21 protein-coding genes and 1 tRNA gene are annotated in these 16,746 nt (G+C 37.9%); 9 read left to right on the top strand and 13 right to left on the bottom strand.

Annotated features, from left to right (window positions below):
• Positions 1–155: 155 nt before the first annotated feature.
• Positions 156–857: a dipeptidase PepE gene (gene pepE / locus UXI14_RS10085; protein ID WP_335966030.1), complete on the top strand. Its 702-nt coding sequence runs from the start codon at positions 156–158 to the stop codon at positions 855–857.
• Here the strand turns inward: pepE and rluF are convergent.
• Positions 854–1,585, bottom strand: coding sequence for a 23S rRNA pseudouridine(2604) synthase RluF (gene rluF / locus UXI14_RS10080; RefSeq protein WP_335966029.1), 732 nt, complete (start codon positions 1,583–1,585; stop codon positions 854–856). The two genes, pepE and rluF, sit on opposite strands and share 4 nt — an antisense overlap.
• Before the next feature lie 59 nt (positions 1,586–1,644).
• Positions 1,645–1,717: transfer RNA gene (locus tag UXI14_RS10075), tRNA-Gly, on the bottom strand.
• Positions 1,718–2,003: 286 nt separating this feature from the next.
• Between UXI14_RS10075 and UXI14_RS10070 the strand changes: the two genes are divergently transcribed.
• From UXI14_RS10070 to UXI14_RS10060, 3 genes are read left to right on the top strand one after another with little or no spacing between them, the layout of a single operon-like run.
• On the top strand, positions 2,004–2,291 hold the full coding sequence (locus UXI14_RS10070) for a GNAT family N-acetyltransferase (protein WP_335966028.1): 288 nt from the start codon (positions 2,004–2,006) through the stop codon (positions 2,289–2,291).
• A 10-nt stretch (positions 2,292–2,301) separates the two neighbouring features.
• Positions 2,302–2,742 (top strand): GNAT family N-acetyltransferase, encoded by a 441-nt coding sequence (locus UXI14_RS10065; protein WP_335966027.1) that lies wholly within the window; start codon positions 2,302–2,304, stop codon positions 2,740–2,742.
• A 52-nt stretch (positions 2,743–2,794) separates the two neighbouring features.
• Entirely contained in the window at positions 2,795–3,436 is a 642-nt protein-coding gene (locus UXI14_RS10060) for an O-methyltransferase (protein WP_335966026.1), read from the top strand.
• On the opposite strand, the gene UXI14_RS10055 is transcribed toward UXI14_RS10060, so the two are convergent.
• The 4 genes from UXI14_RS10055 to gpmI all read right to left on the bottom strand — a co-directional run bounded on the left by UXI14_RS10055 (position 3,429) and on the right by gpmI (position 6,537).
• Positions 3,429–3,980: a phosphatase PAP2 family protein gene (locus UXI14_RS10055; protein ID WP_335966025.1), complete on the bottom strand. Its 552-nt coding sequence runs from the start codon at positions 3,978–3,980 to the stop codon at positions 3,429–3,431. The two genes, UXI14_RS10060 and UXI14_RS10055, sit on opposite strands and share 8 nt — an antisense overlap.
• Positions 3,980–4,252 carry a twin-arginine translocase TatA/TatE family subunit gene (locus UXI14_RS10050; RefSeq protein WP_277898046.1) on the bottom strand — a complete coding sequence of 91 codons (273 nt, stop codon included), beginning with the start codon at positions 4,250–4,252 and terminating at the stop codon, positions 3,980–3,982. Before UXI14_RS10050 ends, UXI14_RS10055 begins: the two co-directional genes overlap by 1 nt.
• Positions 4,253–4,341: 89 nt before the next feature.
• Positions 4,342–4,929 (bottom strand): thioredoxin family protein, encoded by a 588-nt coding sequence (locus tag UXI14_RS10045; RefSeq protein WP_335966024.1) that lies wholly within the window; start codon positions 4,927–4,929, stop codon positions 4,342–4,344.
• A 90-nt stretch (positions 4,930–5,019) separates the two neighbouring features.
• On the bottom strand, positions 5,020–6,537 hold the full coding sequence (gene gpmI / locus UXI14_RS10040) for a 2,3-bisphosphoglycerate-independent phosphoglycerate mutase (protein WP_335966023.1): 1,518 nt from the start codon (positions 6,535–6,537) through the stop codon (positions 5,020–5,022).
• Positions 6,538–6,788: 251 nt separating this feature from the next.
• On the opposite strand from gpmI, the gene UXI14_RS10035 reads away from it, so the two are divergent.
• Positions 6,789–7,190 (top strand): ankyrin repeat domain-containing protein, encoded by a 402-nt coding sequence (locus UXI14_RS10035; RefSeq protein WP_335966022.1) that lies wholly within the window; start codon positions 6,789–6,791, stop codon positions 7,188–7,190.
• Between the two features lie 141 nt (positions 7,191–7,331).
• On the opposite strand, the gene UXI14_RS10030 is transcribed toward UXI14_RS10035, so the two are convergent.
• The 3 genes from UXI14_RS10030 to UXI14_RS10020 all read right to left on the bottom strand — a co-directional run bounded on the left by UXI14_RS10030 (position 7,332) and on the right by UXI14_RS10020 (position 9,197).
• The gene (locus UXI14_RS10030) at positions 7,332–7,499 is read right to left on the bottom strand and encodes a DUF6747 family protein (RefSeq protein WP_335966021.1); all 168 of its coding nucleotides are present in this window, start codon (positions 7,497–7,499) and stop codon (positions 7,332–7,334) included.
• Positions 7,500–7,678: 179 nt separating this feature from the next.
• Complete coding sequence (locus UXI14_RS10025; protein ID WP_335966020.1) at positions 7,679–8,452, bottom strand: M48 family metalloprotease; 774 nt, start codon at positions 8,450–8,452, stop codon at positions 7,679–7,681.
• A 40-nt stretch (positions 8,453–8,492) separates the two neighbouring features.
• Positions 8,493–9,197, bottom strand: a complete 705-nt coding sequence (locus UXI14_RS10020; protein ID WP_335966019.1) for a M15 family metallopeptidase — start codon at positions 9,195–9,197, stop codon at positions 8,493–8,495.
• A gap of 411 nt (positions 9,198–9,608) precedes the next feature.
• Here UXI14_RS10020 and kynU point away from each other — a divergent pair, with 411 nt between their 5' ends.
• The gene (gene kynU / locus UXI14_RS10015) at positions 9,609–10,883 is read left to right on the top strand and encodes a kynureninase (RefSeq protein WP_335966018.1); all 1,275 of its coding nucleotides are present in this window, start codon (positions 9,609–9,611) and stop codon (positions 10,881–10,883) included.
• 92 nt (positions 10,884–10,975) lie between these two features.
• Here kynU and UXI14_RS10010 read toward each other — a convergent pair whose 3' ends face one another.
• Complete coding sequence (locus UXI14_RS10010; protein ID WP_335966017.1) at positions 10,976–11,686, bottom strand: pirin family protein; 711 nt, start codon at positions 11,684–11,686, stop codon at positions 10,976–10,978.
• Between the two features lie 115 nt (positions 11,687–11,801).
• On the opposite strand from UXI14_RS10010, the gene UXI14_RS10005 reads away from it, so the two are divergent.
• Positions 11,802–12,950, top strand: a complete 1,149-nt coding sequence (locus tag UXI14_RS10005; RefSeq protein ID WP_335966016.1) for an MFS transporter — start codon at positions 11,802–11,804, stop codon at positions 12,948–12,950.
• 4 nt (positions 12,951–12,954) lie between these two features.
• Here UXI14_RS10005 and UXI14_RS10000 read toward each other — a convergent pair whose 3' ends face one another.
• The 3 genes from UXI14_RS10000 to UXI14_RS09990 all read right to left on the bottom strand — a co-directional run bounded on the left by UXI14_RS10000 (position 12,955) and on the right by UXI14_RS09990 (position 14,771).
• Complete coding sequence (locus tag UXI14_RS10000; RefSeq protein WP_277898056.1) at positions 12,955–13,617, bottom strand: hypothetical protein; 663 nt, start codon at positions 13,615–13,617, stop codon at positions 12,955–12,957.
• A gap of 389 nt (positions 13,618–14,006) precedes the next feature.
• A complete protein-coding gene (locus UXI14_RS09995; RefSeq protein WP_008612219.1) occupies positions 14,007–14,165 on the bottom strand; it encodes a lmo0937 family membrane protein in 159 nt (52 codons plus the stop codon).
• A 360-nt stretch (positions 14,166–14,525) separates the two neighbouring features.
• Entirely contained in the window at positions 14,526–14,771 is a 246-nt protein-coding gene (locus tag UXI14_RS09990) for a hypothetical protein (protein WP_277898057.1), read from the bottom strand.
• Between the two features lie 250 nt (positions 14,772–15,021).
• On the opposite strand from UXI14_RS09990, the gene UXI14_RS09985 reads away from it, so the two are divergent.
• Complete coding sequence (locus UXI14_RS09985) at positions 15,022–16,374, top strand: NAD(P)/FAD-dependent oxidoreductase (RefSeq protein ID WP_335966014.1); 1,353 nt, start codon at positions 15,022–15,024, stop codon at positions 16,372–16,374.
• Positions 16,361–16,708: a n-acetylglutamate synthase gene (locus UXI14_RS09980; RefSeq protein ID WP_335966013.1), complete on the top strand. Its 348-nt coding sequence runs from the start codon at positions 16,361–16,363 to the stop codon at positions 16,706–16,708. The genes UXI14_RS09985 and UXI14_RS09980 overlap by 14 nt, the downstream gene beginning before the upstream one ends.
• The last annotated feature ends 38 nt before the right edge of the window (positions 16,709–16,746 follow it).

Raw genomic sequence — 16,746 nt, 5'->3', positions numbered from 1 at the left:
CAACTTACCGAAATTTAAAAGAAAAGTGATGGTAATCTTTTGTTAAATCCTATTTTATGTGAATAAAACGAAAAAATTGCGGCACCTTAAATAAATATGGGCTAAAAGAGTTGGTTACTTTATATAAATTTACAAAAAAATGGAAACAGAATAGCATGAAAAAATTAATAATTGCAAGCACTTCTACCGTTCACGAAAGCAGCTACTTAGCTTATATTTTAAGTGATTTGAATAAGTTTTTCGATAATGAGGATGAAATAATTTTTATCCCTTTTGCACGTCCTGGCGGAATTTCTCATGACGATTATACCAAAATTGCCCAAAATGGCTTTGCTCAAATAGGAAAGAAGGTCACCGGGCTCCATACATATCAAGATCCGGTTGAAGCATTGAGAAGCGCAAAGGCCGTATTTACAGGGGGCGGAAATACTTTTTTATTGGTTTCGCAACTATACGAATACGGCATAATGCCCATTTTGAGGGAGCGTATTTTTGAAGGCATGAAATATTTTGGCACCAGTGCCGGGGCCAATATTACCGGGTTGACCATGCAAACCACCAACGACATGCCCATAATTTACCCGCCGAGCTTTAAAACATTGGGTGCGGTTCCCTTTAACATAAACCCGCATTATCTTGATCCGGTTGAAGGCTCAAAGCACATGGGGGAAACAAGGGAAACCCGTATAAAAGAGTTTCATAAAATAAATACACAGCCCGTGGTTGGGCTCCGTGAAGGAAGTTGGCTTGAAGTTAATGGCGAACAAATAGTTTTAAGGGGAAATTTGCCTGCCCGGATTTTTGAGCAAGGAAAAGAGCCTTATGAGGTAAATTTAGGAAACACCTTAACGCTTTAATCTTTATGCGTTTTTTTTGAAGAAGCTGAAAGTTGTTGAATTTCTTCTAGTTCTGCCTTTGTTAAATAGCGCCATTGTCCCACGGGAACATCCAGTGCAACGTTCATGATTCGTATGCGTTTTAATGTTTCAACATGATATCCCAAATATTCGCACATACGCCTAATTTGGCGGTTTAGGCCTTGGGTTAAAATAATTTTAAAGGTTCGCGTGTCTACCTTTTCAATGTGACATTTTCGGGTTATGGTATCTAAAATAGGGATGCCGTTACCCATGCGTTTTATAAAATTATCGGTAATGGGTTTGTCGACCGAGACGATATATTCTTTTTCGTGTTTGTTTCGAGATCGCAGGATTTTATTAACAATATCCCCGTCATTGGTCAAAAATATAAGTCCTTCACTGGGCTTGTCCAGTCTACCGATAGGGAAAATGCGTTTTGGGTAGTTTATAAAATCAATAATGTTGTCTTTTTCCACCCTGGTATCTGTAGTACAAACAATGCCCACGGGTTTGTTGAACGCCAAATAAACAAAATCGTTTTTTGGTGCTGCAATCAACTTTCCGTCAACCCGAATTTCATCGTCGGCACTCACTTTGGTGCCCATCTCGGGGATAGTCCCGTTAACGGTTACCCGTTTTTGCTGGATAAGTTTATCGGCCGCCCTTCGGGAGCAGTAACCCACTTCGCTTAAATACTTGTTTATTCTGGTCAGTTCTTTTTCCATTTCTATTTAAAGGTACATATTTCCCATAAAAAAAGCCCAACATTAGGTTAGGCTTTTAGAGCGGGAGACGAGGTTCGAACTCGCGACATTCAGCTTGGAAGGCTGACGCTCTACCAACTGAGCTACTCCCGCATAAAATTTATTTATTGGTTGTAATAAAACAACTCGTTTATTCTTTTTAGTGTCCAATACGCTCCTTTAATCGAACATTTTGTTTGGCGCGAGCAAATACCAACTGACTTGCCCGAAACTACTTTTTGTAATGGCGGGGCTACTCCCGTGTTTACGGGTTGTGAGGGCAAATATAAAAAAACTCTTAATTTCTTTCCAAATATTTTTTGGCGATTTTATTTTGAAGACATGTGCGAACGAACATTTTAAATTACCGTATCTTTATGACTCTTTAAAAGTGAAAAATATGAAATTCAACATACAACATGAAGCATCTGCAAGCAAAGGAAGGTTTTATGTAGAAGACAATGGCAAAACATTGGCCGAAATGACGTATTCGGTGGCAGGTTCAGACAAAATAATAATAGACCATACAGATGTTGACGATTCTTTGCGGGGCATGGGGGTTGGATTGAAACTGGTGGAAACTTCGGTAGCATATGCCAGGGAGAACAATATAAAAATACTTCCGTTATGTCCGTTCGCAAATGCACAGTTTAAAAAACATGCCGAATTTCGCGACGTTTTGGTTTAACTAGAAAAAAATGAACGAAATAAAGGTAATTACTTCAGCGGAGGCACATAAAGTAAGGCATCCCGTTTTAAGGGAAGGAAAACCATTTGAAACAGCCATCTTTCCTGAAGATGATTTAAAAGATACGTTTCATGTTGGTTGCGTTTTGGAAAATGAGCCGATAGGAACAGTTACTTTCATGCAAAAAGGCAAAGAGGAGTTTAAAGCAGTAAATCCCTATCAACTTCGCGGAATGGCAGTGCTGCAAAATCATCAAAAAAAGGGATTGGGAGATTTAATGGTAAAGAAAGGGGAAGAGCTTGTAAAAAAGCACAATGGAGATTTAATATGGCTGAACGCCCGGGAAATAGCTGTTGGTTTTTATAAAAAGATAGGCTATCAAGTACATGGCGGTGCTTTTATGGTGGCGGGTATTGGTCCCCATTATTTAATGTATAAAACATTGATATAAAACCGAGACTCTTAAATTAACAATCATAATTTTCAATTTAACATAAAAAACCATGCATTTTTTATCAGAAACAGTAGAAAATTACATAGAACAACACTCTGAAGATGAGCCTGAGCTTTTACGGGAACTTTCCAGGGAAACACATTTGAAGGTTTTACAGCCAAGAATGCTGAGCGGCCATTTTCAGGGACGTGTATTAAGTGTGCTTTCTAAAATGAAAAGCCCCAAAACAATATTAGAAATAGGGACTTATACGGGCTATTCTGCCATTTGCCTTGCGGAAGGGCTAGATAAGGAAGGTGTTTTGCATACCATAGACGTAAACGAGGAATTGTTTGAGTTACAGCGGCGTTATTTTGATAAAAGTGGGTTTGGCGATAAAATTATTCAGCATACTGGAAATGCCATGGATATTATTCCTTCGCTGCACAAGAAATTCGATTTAGTTTTTATTGATGCTGATAAAGTCAACTATGCTAATTATTTCGATTTGATTATCGATAAAATGAACCCGGGTGGAATTATTCTATCAGATAATGTATTATGGAGCGGAAAAGTTGTTGAAAAAGTAAAGGCAAACGACAAAAACACCAAGGCTTTGCTGACATATAATAAAAAATTAAAAGAAGACCCGCGTGTAGAAACGGTTTTACTTCCTATTCGGGATGGCTTAACATTAAGCCGTGTTATTTAGGAATCCATTTTTTATGGATTTGATAAAAGAACAGGGCAATTAAAGTGCCAACGAGTGCCCCGACCAATATGTCTGACGGATAATGAACGCCTACATAAATCCTGCTAAATGAAAAAAAGACCGGCCATATGTACAAAATGTATATCCATTGATATTTATTCCTTAATATAAGTACGATAAATGTAGTTAACGCAAAAGAATTGGCCGCATGGCCGGAAAAAAAGCTATATGAATTTGGTTCTATAATAACGCGTATCAATTCGGTCAGGTCACTATTGCCACTGGGCCTGGTTCTGGCAATTATAGCCTTTACCAAAGATGTTATTAAACTTGTAGTAAGTACAACGGCCAATGTTAACAGGATACTTTTTCTTAAGGGCTCTTTTTGGTAAGTCTTAAAAACTAATATCAGGATAAATATATAAAGAGGAATCCAAACAATGGGCTGTGTAATTGTTTGCCAAAAATAATCATAGTCCTCAATACCGAGGTTATTAAGAAAAATGAGGAGTTCCCGGTCGTATTCCAGGAGTTTGTCGAGCATTAAAGTTTACGTTTTACAGACCCTGTAAAATCTTCAATATCGTCGCGTACCTTGCCTATTTCTTCACTTATCCCCTTGGTGACGTCTTTGTCCAGCCCGTTTTTTTCTGCACTTTTCTGGATTTCGGACTTTACCTCATTGGTTGCGTCCTTAAGTTGACGCATTCCTTTTCCCAGCTCTCTGGCAATGTCAGGAAGCTTGTCTGCTCCAAAAATCATCACTACTAAAAATAGGATGAATACAATTTCTGCTCCACTAATAAATAAAAACATATTTTTTTCTTCCCTTTAGTCGACTAAAAAGTCTGTACAAATATAGTGAAGTTTATTTCCAAAAAAGAAAAAGTTTTTATAAATGCACATCATTCTGCATAGGGGTTTTTATAATCTTTGCCCTGTAGAATTTGTAGCATGTCTTCTTCCATTGTATGGATGGGGTATTCTACAATCCTGTTCATTTCTTTTCCGTCCTTATAAAAAATAATGGTGGGAACATTAATAATGTTAAGTCCTTTTTCTAAGTTGGCCGGGGTTGTTTTATCCCTCGACATGGTAATGAGCGTAAAATCATCATAAGAATATCCTGCCTTGTCCATAATATTAAAAAATACAGGGACTTGGTGTTGGCTGTCGCTGCACCATGTTCCCATAAAAATTTTAATGTTCATGCCTTCTAGAAGGGGCTTTATGGCTTCAAGTGTTTCTTTATCAACTTTATAATCGTTGTAATTTTCATCAAACCATTCTTTATAAGGGGCTTCTTCAAGTGCTTCCCTTGATTGTATGCCCAATAGTATTTTTTCTTGAGTTTCGGTGCTGTTTTGGTCAACATCGGAAACACTATTTTCAACGGCCTGGGTCGTTGCAGTGTCCTTTGAGCTTTTTTTGGTTTTATCGGCACAGGAAATGCCAAACAAGAATATAAACGAAATGAGTACGTACCTTATCATAAAAAAAATTTATGCTAACAAAGTACAAAGAAAAAAGCGACCGTCAAATTAAATTTATCGATCGCTTTTATATAATGGTTTTTCAGTTCTTTACACTAGAGAATGCCTGGTCATTGCCTCAGGTTGTTGTATTCCCATAAGTTTTAGAATTGTAGGGGCGATGTCTCCAAGAACGCCATCTTCTATTTTTTTTATGTCATTGTCAACCAAAATAATGGGTACCGGGTTTGTGGTATGCGCTGTGTTCGGGCTGCCGTCTGGATTTACCATAGTGTCGCAATTACCATGGTCGGCGATTACTATGGTGGTATAGCCATTTTTTGTGGCCGTTGTAATTACGTCGTTGGCGCATTTATCTACGGTTTCACATGCTTTAATGGCTGCTTTCATTACTCCGGTGTGCCCAACCATATCTGGATTGGCAAAATTCAGGCAAACAAAATCAACTTCACCCTTTTCAAGTTCGGGAACAATTTTGTCACGAATATCATAAGCGCTCATTTCTGGTTTTAAATCGTATGTTGCTACTTTTGGGGAAGGGCAAAGCAAGCGTTCTTCGTTAACAAAAGGTTCTTCGCGCCCACCATTAAAGAAAAAGGTAACATGTGGGTATTTTTCGGTCTCGGCGATCCTAATTTGTTTCTTCCCTGCTTTGGAAACGGTTTCTCCGAGCGTATCTATGATGTTATCTTTATTGTAAATTACATGGACTCCCTTAAAGGTTTCATCGTAATTGGTCATGGTAACAAAATACAGATCCAGTTTGTGCATGTTCTGTTCATGGAAATCTTGTTGCGAAAGAGCTTGTGTTAATTGTCGGCCCCTGTCTGTCCTAAAATTAAAAAAGATTACTACATCGCCTTCTTCAATTTTTGCAATGGCATGGTTGTTTGCATCTTGTAAGACAATGGGTTTTATAAATTCGTCGGTAATGCCATTGTCATAGCTTTCTTGCATGGCTTCCAAAGCATTTTTATAAGGAGCTCCTTGGCCATTGACTAATAAATCGTAGGCGAGTTTTACCCGTTCCCAACGTTTGTCCCTATCCATTGCATAATACCGACCAATAACCGATGCAAGCCTTGCATTTGTTTTTGCACAATGTTTTTGTATTTCCTCGACAAATCCCTTGCCGCTTTTTGGATCTACGTCGCGCCCGTCGGTAAAGGCATGCACATATACATCTTTTAGGCCATATTTATTGCCTGCATCCAGCAGCCCTTTTAAATGATTTATGTGCGAATGGACGCCACCATCACTCAACAATCCTAAAAAATGTACTTTTTTATGGTTCTCCTTGGCATATTCAAAGGCTTTTTTTAGTGCGGGTTCGTTGGCTAGGGTGTTGTTTTCCACGGCCATGTTAATTTTGGCCAAGTCTTGGTATACAATTCTCCCTGCGCCTAAGTTCATGTGTCCAACCTCGCTATTTCCCATTTGCCCGTCGGGCAGGCCAACGTTCATTCCGTCGGTGCGGAGATTGGCATTGGGGTATTTGATGTATAGGGAATCTATAAAAGGGGTGTTTGCATTGTCGATTGCTGATATTTTAGGGTCCGGCGATTTGCCCCAACCATCTAAGATCATCAATATTACTTTTTTGTTCATTATCTCGTGCTTATTGTTTGTCTACTTCAAAGATACTACTATAAATATTTTTACGGAAAGCTAAACAATGGTTTGTTGACCTATACAATTGATATAAAAAAATTATTGAAAAATAATAGTAATATAACATTCTGGCAGGTGGATAGTTAAAATTAATATAAAGAAGTTAAACATACGTTAAAGCACAGAAAATACTGAAACATTCCTTTGGGTAAGACGTCTTTCTAATATAACCAGTAAAATTTATTCTCATGAAAAAGTTAGCATTTGTTACCGCCTTACTCCTTACAATTGGAGTGACTTTTGCAAACACATCAAAAAACGAAAAAGACTTTGAAACAAACACCCTTGTTTCTTCCATTGCAGTTACGCCAAACGTATCGCCTTTTTGCATGTCTATTGTTAAAGGAGATTACGAGACTGTAAAAAAACTAATCGATTTAGGTGCCGATGTAAATGCCAAATCCAACGGGATGACCCCCGCCATGTATGCGGCTAAATTTAACCGTGTCGATATTTTAGAACTGTTAATTGCCAAGGATGCCAATTTAAAGGCAAAATGCTCCAAAAAAGGGCTTACCGCTCTGGAGTATGCCGAACTGTCTAATGCAACCGATGCTATTGCAGTTCTTAAAAAAGCATTGAATTCTTAAATCTCAGAATTTAATTTATTTGATTTAGCGATCTAAAAAAATCCCGCAAAGGCGGGATTTTTCATTTTAAGGGTAACCGTATAAAAACATTGAACATTTAACCATAAACTATTGTAATCCATGGTTACATCTTTTAGTGTTTTATATCGGGAAACCGGTAAACAGCCTATAAAAAAATGCATAAATAACTACTCCCAAGGTAAATGCACATAGCCATGTAAGTGCCTTTAAAACAGTGGCGAGATATTCATTTTTTAAATCGGCAAAAGAATTTGTGTAAAGTTGTTTAAGAAGTAAAAATGTTGTCATAATAAATTATTTAAAACTAATTAATAAATTAATGTTTAGCTTTAAATAGATTATTACAAAGTAGAGAATTAGGGGGTAAATTTTACCTTACATCCGTAAAGCTATCTATTTTTTGACAACATAAAAAGTAAAAATACAAGGAAACGATAAGTTACTGGAATTTTGGATAAAATGCAGTTTTACAACGTTTTATATTTGTCTATTGCTTCTTCAATCTTTTCTATCCTGTTTTCGGGGTCGGGATGCGTACTTTGAAACTCGGGAGTCCTGTTTGGCCCTGCGGCCTGCTTTAATATTTCCATGACCCCGATCATTTCTTCGGGATTGTACCCACTTTCAATCATAAACTTAACGCCTAAATCGTCGCTTTCCAATTCGTCATCCCTGCCATATTTCATATTGACCACATTGGCAATAACTGCGGCCATTTGGGTCGTGGCCTGGCTATCGCTACCTACGGCAACGCCGCTTAGCAAGCCTTGTGTTAGTCCTTGTTTAGAAATCCTGTCGGCAGAGTGCCTGCCTATAACATGGCCAATTTCATGCCCCAAAACCCCGGCCAATTGGTCTTCGTTTTGTAATTGAGAAAAAAGTGCATAGGTTATAAACACTTGTCCACCGGGCAATGCAAAGGCATTAATTACGTTTTCATCGGCAAGTAGATGAAATTCAAACTGATACGGTGTTTCGGCGGCAATACTATTTTTAACAAGTTTTCCCCCAACCTGATCGACAAGCAGTTGATATTTGTTTTCCGGGTGGAGCCCGCCGTGCTGCTGTGCCATTTGTGGCGCACTCTGCAACCCAATGGCAATTTCTTCTTCAGGTGATAGCGATATGTGCTGTTTCTTTCCGGTATAAGGATTTGTTTCAGAAGATGCGCAATATTTAATAATTGCAAAAAGCACAATGGCAATCCCTATAAAAAGCCGGACCCTGTTTTTACCTAACATGGTTTTAATCAGTTTAAATCAACATCCTAAAATACAAAAATTAGTCCTTCAACTCAGGATTTATGTCCATGATGTTATCCTCGATATAAGTGTTCATAAAATCGGGGGTTAAATATTCGCTCCCCAATAATTTATTTTCCCGTAAAATAGCAATAATATCAAGTTTTTTGTATGCAACGAGCATGGGCTTGGAAATTGCCTTGTAGCTATAGTGCCAAGGCTCATATTTAAATCCCTTTCGCTTGGGGTCGTCGGTATAGACCAGGTAAAACCCAAAGTCGTTGGCATGTGCATCGAGCCATTCCTTTAATTTGCAAAACGGGCCGTTCCCATGAAATTTACCTGCATCGAGCACATCCCCTTCGGCCGGGACCGCACTGTCTATAATATCCACATCGGTCCCCCAATGGTGCCTGGAAGTTCCCGGAATGGTAGAATATTCAACTATTTTTTCAATGGCTTCTTCCGGCAAAAGCCCAGCGTTTGTATAAGCTTTGTACTTACGCTCCCAAATGGATTTTTGCCTGTTAAAACTACGGTATCCCGACACCACTTTTATATCGATCCCTTTTTTTCCGGCAGCTTTTTTCATCTTTAAAAAAGCATTATAAGCATCTTTTTGCAGGCCAATTCCTTCACCAAACAGCTCCGGCTCCCCTTTTCCTATTAAAATGGCCTCCGAGTATGTTTGGCCCGTTATGGTCCCGTAAATAATTGAAAAAACAATGATTAAAATTCTTTTCATTACTATTTTTTTATTTTGAAGCCCAAATATATGGGCATTTATGCCTTTGTATTTGCCCGCTTTCGTTACTACACATTTTATGGTGTGGCCAAAAAATGGGGCAGTTAACGCAATCGGGGCTAGCAGGAAGCGCCTGCGGGTTTAAGCATTTGCAGAAAATTGCAAAAGCTATTATGCAATAAATATACGCAGAAACAAGTTTGGTTTCAATTTCGGCAGGTCATGTATAAGGATTTTTAAATCTAGCAATATCTCCATCTGCAAATAATTTAAGTGCCTGCCCCGTTTACATAAGTAGCTTCTACACCCTTTGTAATAGAAAGCTTGTTAATTCATAAAAGCCATAAAAACGTCAAATCTGCACTTCTTCCTTCAAAAATATCTCCCTATTTTTGCCTAAACCTCAATTTTATGCAGTTTAAAAACACAAGGGAATTTGCAAGGTCGCTCGATGCCCAAGACAGATTGACTTCCTATAAAGAAGAATTTATCTTTCCCGTAATCAATGGTAAAAAAGTAATTTACTTTACCGGTAATTCTTTGGGGCTTCAACCAAAGCGTGCTCAAAAATATGTAAACGAAATCATGAACGATTGGGCCGGACTTGCGGTAGAGGGGCATTTTAAAGCAGAAAAACCATGGTGGGACTATCATGAGCACCTGGTCAGACCATTGGCAAAGGTGGTGGGGGCATTGCCCGAAGAAGTTACCGTAATGAACACGCTTACGGTAAACCTTCATTTTTTAATGGTATCGTTTTACAGGCCCACTAAAAAGAGGTTTAAAATAATCTGTGAGGAAAAAGCTTTTCCTTCCGATCAATATATGTTGGCCAGCCAGGTGCGGTTTCACGGTTTCGACCCGAAAGATGCCATTGTGGAAATAAAAAAGAGGGAAGGTGAGAATTTTTGGCGTACCGAAGATGTGTTAAAAACCATAGAAAGTACCGGGGATGAATTGGCTTTGGTGTTAATTGGTGGGGTTAATTATTACAACGGACAGGTCTTTGACATGGAAACCATAACCAAGGCCGGAAAAAAAGCCGGGGCCTTTGTTGGGTGGGACTTGGCGCATGCTGCTGGAAACATAACTTTGCAATTACACGATTGGGACGTAGATTTTGCCGCATGGTGCAGCTATAAATACATGAATAGTGGTCCGGGGAATGTTTCGGGTATTTTTGTAAATAAAAAATACCACGGAAAAAAAGACATCCCCCGTTTTGAAGGTTGGTGGGGAACCAAAAAAGAAACGCGCTTTTTAATGGAACCCGAATTTGAGCCCATGCCAAATGCCGAAGCATGGCAAGTGAGCAATGCCCCGGTAATTTCGTTTGCTCCATATTTGGCATCATTGACATTGTTTGATGAGGTCGGTATGGAAGCATTAATAGCAAAAAGGGACCTGCTTACCAGCTATTTGGAGTTTGTACTAAAAACCATTGATGATGAAATTGGCATTAACGATGTGTTCGAGATCATAACTCCCCCCGAACGTGGTTGCCAATTGTCCGTATTTCTTCATGGGCAGGGAAAACCACTTTTTGATTATTTAATGGAAAACGGCGTAATAACCGATTGGCGGGAACCCAATGTAATTAGATTGGCACCGGCACCGTTTTATACTTCTTTTGAAGAAATGTACGAGTTTGGACAGATACTTAAAAAAGGAATATTGGAAAATTGATAAAAAAATGCCGACGGGTTTGTTGAAGTTCCAATTTTGAAAAATTTCAACAAACCCAACTCGACACAATGGTGTATAGACTTTCTTTTTTCCTAGGCCATTGGTACTTCCATTAAAAGTACTTTGGCATTGGTGTCAGCGGTAATGGCTATTTCTGAGGCTTCCCGGATGCCCATTCCGTCTCTTTGGTTTAATTTTTCACCATTTATAGTTACATCGCCAGCCAGTACAAATGCGTACAGTCCATTTTTAGCATGGTGCAACTGGTATGTTAGCGATTTTTTTGCATCCATTTCAGTGATGTTGAACCACGCGTCCTGATTAATGCTAACGCCTTCATCATCCATATCTGGGGAAACTATTTGTTGCAACTTGTTCTTTCTGTCTTTTAGCTGCAAACTTATTTGGTCGTATCGAGGTGTTACATTGCGCTTTTTGGGCATAACCCAGATTTGCAAGAATTTCACCTCTTTATCTTTGTTTCTGTTGTATTCGCTGTGTACAACCCCGGTTCCTGCCGTCATCGATTGGATGTCGCCTTCTTTTATAACCTTTTTGTTTCCCATGCTATCTTCATGTTCTAAATCCCCGGAAAGCGGGATGGAGATAATTTCCATATTGTCGTGGGGGTGTTTTCCAAAGCCCATGCCCGGGGCAACGGTATCGTCGTTTAAAACTCTTAAGACACCAAAATTCATTCGTTGTGGGTCGTAATAGTTTGCAAAACTAAACGTATGGTAACTGTTTAACCAACCGTGGTTGGCATGTCCGCGGGTATTGGATTTGTGTATAATCTTTTTCATGTTTTTTTCTTATTTTTATTAGGTACTTAGACGTATGATGAGGGCTTTTCTTACATTTAAACAGGCTGACGAAAGTACAGAAAGATTGTTGTTAATCTAACCATTTTAATTGGGTATGTATTCTTTACGTTTAATATTTAACAATCAAAAATATTTTTCCGCCGCCTGGGTTTTTGCCTCCCTGAACATTCTTTTTGGTACATGGGCCATATACATTCCGCAGGTAAAGGAAAACCTACAAATAACAGAAGGGCAATTGGGCATTGCATTGTTCTTTTTTGCCTTCGGGACATTGGTATTTATACCTTTTACCTCAGTAATTATTAAAAAACTTGGTCTGGGAAAAGCTACCATTGTGGCAATTATTGGCTATGCCATTGCTTTTTTACTGCCATTTATGGCTACTTCATATTTTTTATTGGCCTTTAGCCTGTTTATAGTGGGCGCAACATCGGGGTTTACAGATGTAGCAATGAATACACTGGTCTCTGAAATCGAAAGGGAAGATAGAGCAAGTTTTATGTCGGCTTCCCATGGATTTTTTAGTTTGGGCGGTGTTATAGGTGCGGGCGTTGGAAGCTATTTAAAATTATTTATAGAGAGCCCGTTGCTTCATATGTGCTATGTTTCTTTGTTCGTGTTGATATCGAACATAGTGCTGGTTAAAAATTATATACATATAAAAGGGACAAAAAGGGGGAAGGAAGTAATGGATTTTAAGTACTTAAAACCATTGCTTGGCCTGAGTTTAATTGGGTTTTTAATTATGGGGAGCGAAGGGGCCATTGCAGATTGGAGCGGCCTGTACTTAAAAAATATAACTATGACAAGTTCTACGGTCCTTATTGGGCTTGGCTATACCATTTTTTCTGCAACGATGACCACAGGAAGGTTTCTTGGAGATTATATTGCAAGCAAGTTTGGGGCATTAAAAATAATAATTGCCGGTGCTCTTTTGGGGGCAATGGGGTATATTTTAATACTTACGGCATACACATTTGTTGCCTTGGCTGGCTTTGGTCTTGTCGGACTGGGATTTTCGGTAATTATTCCAGAGCTGTTCCGGCTTGGTGGAAAAGTAGAAGGTGTAGAAACATCAAAAGGAATTTCTTTTATTGCAGGAACAGGCTATGTTGGGTTTTTAACCGGCCCTGTTTTGCTGGGTTTTTTGGCTGATATTGCCTCTTTAAAACTTAGTTTTATGGCATTGTTGCTTGCTGCCATAATTGTATTTGTTATAGCTTCGATTTTGAGGCATCAATAAAATATTAATCTTCTGAAGTTTTTACGCTTACATTGGTAAAATAAAGTTTAAAGACACCGTTTTCGTTTTGGTGCATCGTTGCTATTTTTAAGCCTTCAATATCTTTGTAGTCTTCCCAGGTCGTTATCATGCAATTGGTTGGGTCGTTGTTTTCCCTGTAGACCCATTCTTTTACCATATTATCTTTGTCTATATAGAAATCATAAGCATCGCCGGGGGTATAACCGCCTTCGGAGCTATAAACAATAGTAACTTTTTGCAAAGAATCCTTGCTAATGGGGGCTTGGGAAAGAATGGGGTCTTTATATTCAATTCCGTCGTCCCAAATTAATTTATAAGGGGCAAGCAACCAATATACATCGTTGATGAAGTTTTTATCGGCGGCCAATTCTTGATCGCTTAAAATCTGACTCCGGTTAAAATCCAGTTCTTCACCGTTTTTTATAAGTGTGATTTCGTTTTTTTTAGGCCTCCATTCCCAACTTCTTTCAAAATGTACGGTGTCCCTGTCTACATTAAAAGTAAATTTAATTTCATCTACTTTGTTCCAGTTCTCAAAACCATGGGCATATGCTATTTTTTCAAGCGGATTCAAGTTTTTGTTTGTTTCCTTTTTACAGCTTCCCAAAAGAAGAAATAAAATTATAAGTAGGCTAATGTTTTTCATCTTTCTTTATTTTTTAACTGATTGTCCATAATCAATTACAAGTAATGATTGTGCTCAACCTCATATTAGGCATTATTTTATGGCCAGCAACGGGTAATCAGAATTTTTTATAAAAGTAATTATATTTTAAAAAATGGAGGGTGATTTTTGTTGTAGCGTACTTTTTTATCTGTTAATGGAAGTATTTTTAACGCAAATGAAAATATATTTTAATGAAAATGAATGATTTATAATGCTTTTTTTCCACATAAAACTGCTCAAAATAAAAAGCCTCCCAATTTAAAATCGAGAGGCTTTTCCCTAAACTAATACCTACTACTATGTAATGATTACTTTATATACGAAGGAAAATTACTTTTGGATTTCGAAAATGTAATTTTTTTTAAATTTTATGGCCTTCTTCCAGTAGCAAGCCGATAAAGTATACCAATAATGGCCAAAACCAACAAGATATGGATTAAACTTCCAACAGCTTCACCAAATCCAAAATAGCCAACTAGCCATCCTATTATTAGAATTACAACGATAAGCCAAATTATATCTCTCATAATATTAAATTTTTTGGTCTTCCGGTAATTATAAATCCAGAAGATAGTTAATATTATTAAGGTAGGAATAAGTATCTAAAAATGTAGGAGATTTAACAGTATTTAACTTGTAATCACCTATATATCAATATTAAAAATAAAAACCCTTGCTGTTTTGGCAAGGGTTCATTGAAATATATATAGACGCTTGGAGCGGTATTTTTTTATCGTATTTGTTATATATACGGGGTATATATTAATACGGATTATACGGCTTTGTTAAAAAAACATTAAAGTTAATGTAAGCTAGATTTTCCCTAAGCAAAATAGCCTTTATGAACCTGAAAAAAAAAGCCACCTTTTTGGTGACCTTTTAAATTATTACGCTTCCGGGGTTAACTTGTTAACGCGTTCTTGATATTCATTAATTGCTTCCCTTACCATATCTACATTGTCAGAGGCCCTTTGGTGGGCATCTTCCATTACTTTTTCTAATTTGGCATCGGGATGCTGAAAAAGATCGGTAATTACATGATTGATTTTGTCAATACTGCTTTCTTGAGTATTCTTGATATCTTCTAATTTAGAAAGGATCTTCCTCATTCTATCCAATTTGTTTTCGCTCATAATGTTATATTTTATTTTTCATATAATATACAAAATTTTCCTAATATGTTTACTTTCAATTTGTTTCATATATGGGCGTACTTACTTTTTTAATAAAATCATGGATTGGTTTAAAGGAAAACGAAGTTGGTTTTTAAAACAAAAAATGGCTAAAGAATACTAAAACGGTACTATTGCTCAATAAATGCAAGAAATTGTTAACTTTGTGATGCATCCCGCATAAGCGGGACTTTTTATATTTTATCTTCTCATGCAAACGCCAAAAAAAATCGCTATAACGGGCAGCGGGCTCGTAGGAAGTTTATTAGCTATTTACCTAAAAAAAAGAGGCCATCAGGTGGACGTCTATGATAGGCGGCAGGATATCCGCACCATGAATTTTTCGGGAAGGTCTATAAACCTGGCAATGTCCAAACGCGGCTGGAAGGCTTTAGAAATAATCGGGATGGACAAGCCAATAAGGGAAATAGCAACTCCAATGGACAAACGCGCCATTCATGTACCGGGCAAACCAGCATATTTTCAATATTACGGAAAAGAAGGCGAGGCCATTTATTCTATTTCAAGGGGGATACTTAATAAAAAAATGATCGATTTGGCCGAGACCGAAGGGGTAAATTTTATTTTTAACTCAAAAGTTTGGGATGTTTCCCTGCCCGAAGCCATTATTTATACCGGGGATAACGAAAAAGAAGAATGGACACCGCACCAGTACGATTTGGTATTTGGTGCAGATGGGGCCTTTTCAAGGATTAGGCATAAAATGCAACGGCGGAGCTTGTTTAATTATAGCCAGCATTTTCTTGATACCGGCTATAAAGAATTAAGTATACCGGCCAATAAAGATGGGTCGCATAAGCTTAACAAAAATTCGTTGCACATATGGCCAAGGGGTAACTTCATGCTTATTGCGCTGCCAAACCTCGACGGAAGCTTCACCTGCACGTTGTTTATGCCATACGAAGGTGTAAATTCTTTTAAAAACCTGGATTCCGAACCAAAGGTCGAGAAATTCTTCAGCAAACATTTTGAAGATGTAAAAGACGATATACCTTATTTAATACGTGACTTTTTTAAAAACCCAACAAGTTCTTTGGTTACCATAAAATGTTTTCCGTGGATATACGAAGATAAAGTGGCACTTATAGGAGATGCGGCACATGCTATAGTCCCTTTTTATGGACAGGGAATGAACGCAGGCTTTGAGGATATTACCATATTGAACGATTTAATGGAACAACATGCCGACGATTGGCAGACCATTTTTTCTGAATACCAACAGGCACGAAAACCAAATGCCGATGCGATTGCCGAATTGAGCTACAGAAATTTTATGGAAATGAGCTCTAAAACAGCCGATGAGCGTTTTTTGCTTCGGAAAAAAATAGAGAAACACTTTTCTGAAAAATATCCCGGTAAGTGGATTCCTCTATATAGCAGGGTTACATTTTCTGAAAACTCATATGCCGAAGCACTCCAGGTCGGAGATTTTCAAAAGAAAATTATGGATGAGGTGATGCAGATTGACAATATTGAAGAAACATGGAATAGTGAAAAAGTAGAAAATTTCATCCTGACAAAGCTAAGCAATGAACAAGATTGATTATAACGGAAAAAGCTTTAAAGCGGTCTCGAATACCGAAAATGGGGAAACTTCAAATGAGACAATTTTTAAGTATGTCCAGCAAGGCAAAATCTTAACAGCTTCTTACGCAGGAGGAAATATTGTGTCGGGGCACTTAATTGGTATGGTAAATGAAAATGGAGAAATAGATATGCGCTACCATCAAATAAACAACAAGGGTGTTTTGCAAACCGGAACCTGCAACTCTGAACCCGAAATATTGAAGGACGGAAGAATTAGGCTACATGAAAAGTGGAAATGGACTTCAGGCGATGAATCATCGGGAATATCTATTATTGAAGAAATAATATAAGGTTATAAGAGTTAAAAACACACTAAAAAATAACTATC

The sequence above is a fragment of the Galbibacter sp. PAP.153 genome, assembly GCF_037029175.1.
Taxonomy (GTDB): Bacteria; Bacteroidota; Bacteroidia; order Flavobacteriales; family Flavobacteriaceae; genus Galbibacter; species Galbibacter pacificus.
This window is presented reverse-complemented; position numbering and strand designations above follow the sequence as displayed.

What these genes read in the sequence shown, in the direction of transcription:
- pepE (WP_335966030.1), top strand. Translation starts at nt 156, where the DNA reads ATGAAAAAATTAATAATTGCAAGCACTTCTACCGTTCACGAAAGCAGC.
- rluF (WP_335966029.1), bottom strand. Translation starts at nt 1,585, where the DNA reads ATGGAAAAAGAACTGACCAGAATAAACAAGTATTTAAGCGAAGTGGGT.
- UXI14_RS10070 (WP_335966028.1), top strand. Translation starts at nt 2,004, where the DNA reads ATGAAATTCAACATACAACATGAAGCATCTGCAAGCAAAGGAAGGTTT.
- UXI14_RS10065 (WP_335966027.1), top strand. Translation starts at nt 2,302, where the DNA reads ATGAACGAAATAAAGGTAATTACTTCAGCGGAGGCACATAAAGTAAGG.
- UXI14_RS10060 (WP_335966026.1), top strand. Translation starts at nt 2,795, where the DNA reads ATGCATTTTTTATCAGAAACAGTAGAAAATTACATAGAACAACACTCT.
- UXI14_RS10055 (WP_335966025.1), bottom strand. Translation starts at nt 3,980, where the DNA reads ATGCTCGACAAACTCCTGGAATACGACCGGGAACTCCTCATTTTTCTT.
- UXI14_RS10050 (WP_277898046.1), bottom strand. Translation starts at nt 4,252, where the DNA reads ATGTTTTTATTTATTAGTGGAGCAGAAATTGTATTCATCCTATTTTTA.
- UXI14_RS10045 (WP_335966024.1), bottom strand. Translation starts at nt 4,929, where the DNA reads ATGATAAGGTACGTACTCATTTCGTTTATATTCTTGTTTGGCATTTCC.
- gpmI (WP_335966023.1), bottom strand. Translation starts at nt 6,537, where the DNA reads ATGAACAAAAAAGTAATATTGATGATCTTAGATGGTTGGGGCAAATCG.
- UXI14_RS10035 (WP_335966022.1), top strand. Translation starts at nt 6,789, where the DNA reads ATGAAAAAGTTAGCATTTGTTACCGCCTTACTCCTTACAATTGGAGTG.
- UXI14_RS10030 (WP_335966021.1), bottom strand. Translation starts at nt 7,499, where the DNA reads ATGACAACATTTTTACTTCTTAAACAACTTTACACAAATTCTTTTGCC.
- UXI14_RS10025 (WP_335966020.1), bottom strand. Translation starts at nt 8,452, where the DNA reads ATGTTAGGTAAAAACAGGGTCCGGCTTTTTATAGGGATTGCCATTGTG.
- UXI14_RS10020 (WP_335966019.1), bottom strand. Translation starts at nt 9,197, where the DNA reads ATGAAAAGAATTTTAATCATTGTTTTTTCAATTATTTACGGGACCATA.
- kynU (WP_335966018.1), top strand. Translation starts at nt 9,609, where the DNA reads ATGCAGTTTAAAAACACAAGGGAATTTGCAAGGTCGCTCGATGCCCAA.
- UXI14_RS10010 (WP_335966017.1), bottom strand. Translation starts at nt 11,686, where the DNA reads ATGAAAAAGATTATACACAAATCCAATACCCGCGGACATGCCAACCAC.
- UXI14_RS10005 (WP_335966016.1), top strand. Translation starts at nt 11,802, where the DNA reads ATGTATTCTTTACGTTTAATATTTAACAATCAAAAATATTTTTCCGCC.
- UXI14_RS10000 (WP_277898056.1), bottom strand. Translation starts at nt 13,617, where the DNA reads ATGAAAAACATTAGCCTACTTATAATTTTATTTCTTCTTTTGGGAAGC.
- UXI14_RS09995 (WP_008612219.1), bottom strand. Translation starts at nt 14,165, where the DNA reads ATGAGAGATATAATTTGGCTTATCGTTGTAATTCTAATAATAGGATGG.
- UXI14_RS09990 (WP_277898057.1), bottom strand. Translation starts at nt 14,771, where the DNA reads ATGAGCGAAAACAAATTGGATAGAATGAGGAAGATCCTTTCTAAATTA.
- UXI14_RS09985 (WP_335966014.1), top strand. Translation starts at nt 15,022, where the DNA reads ATGCAAACGCCAAAAAAAATCGCTATAACGGGCAGCGGGCTCGTAGGA.
- UXI14_RS09980 (WP_335966013.1), top strand. Translation starts at nt 16,361, where the DNA reads ATGAACAAGATTGATTATAACGGAAAAAGCTTTAAAGCGGTCTCGAAT.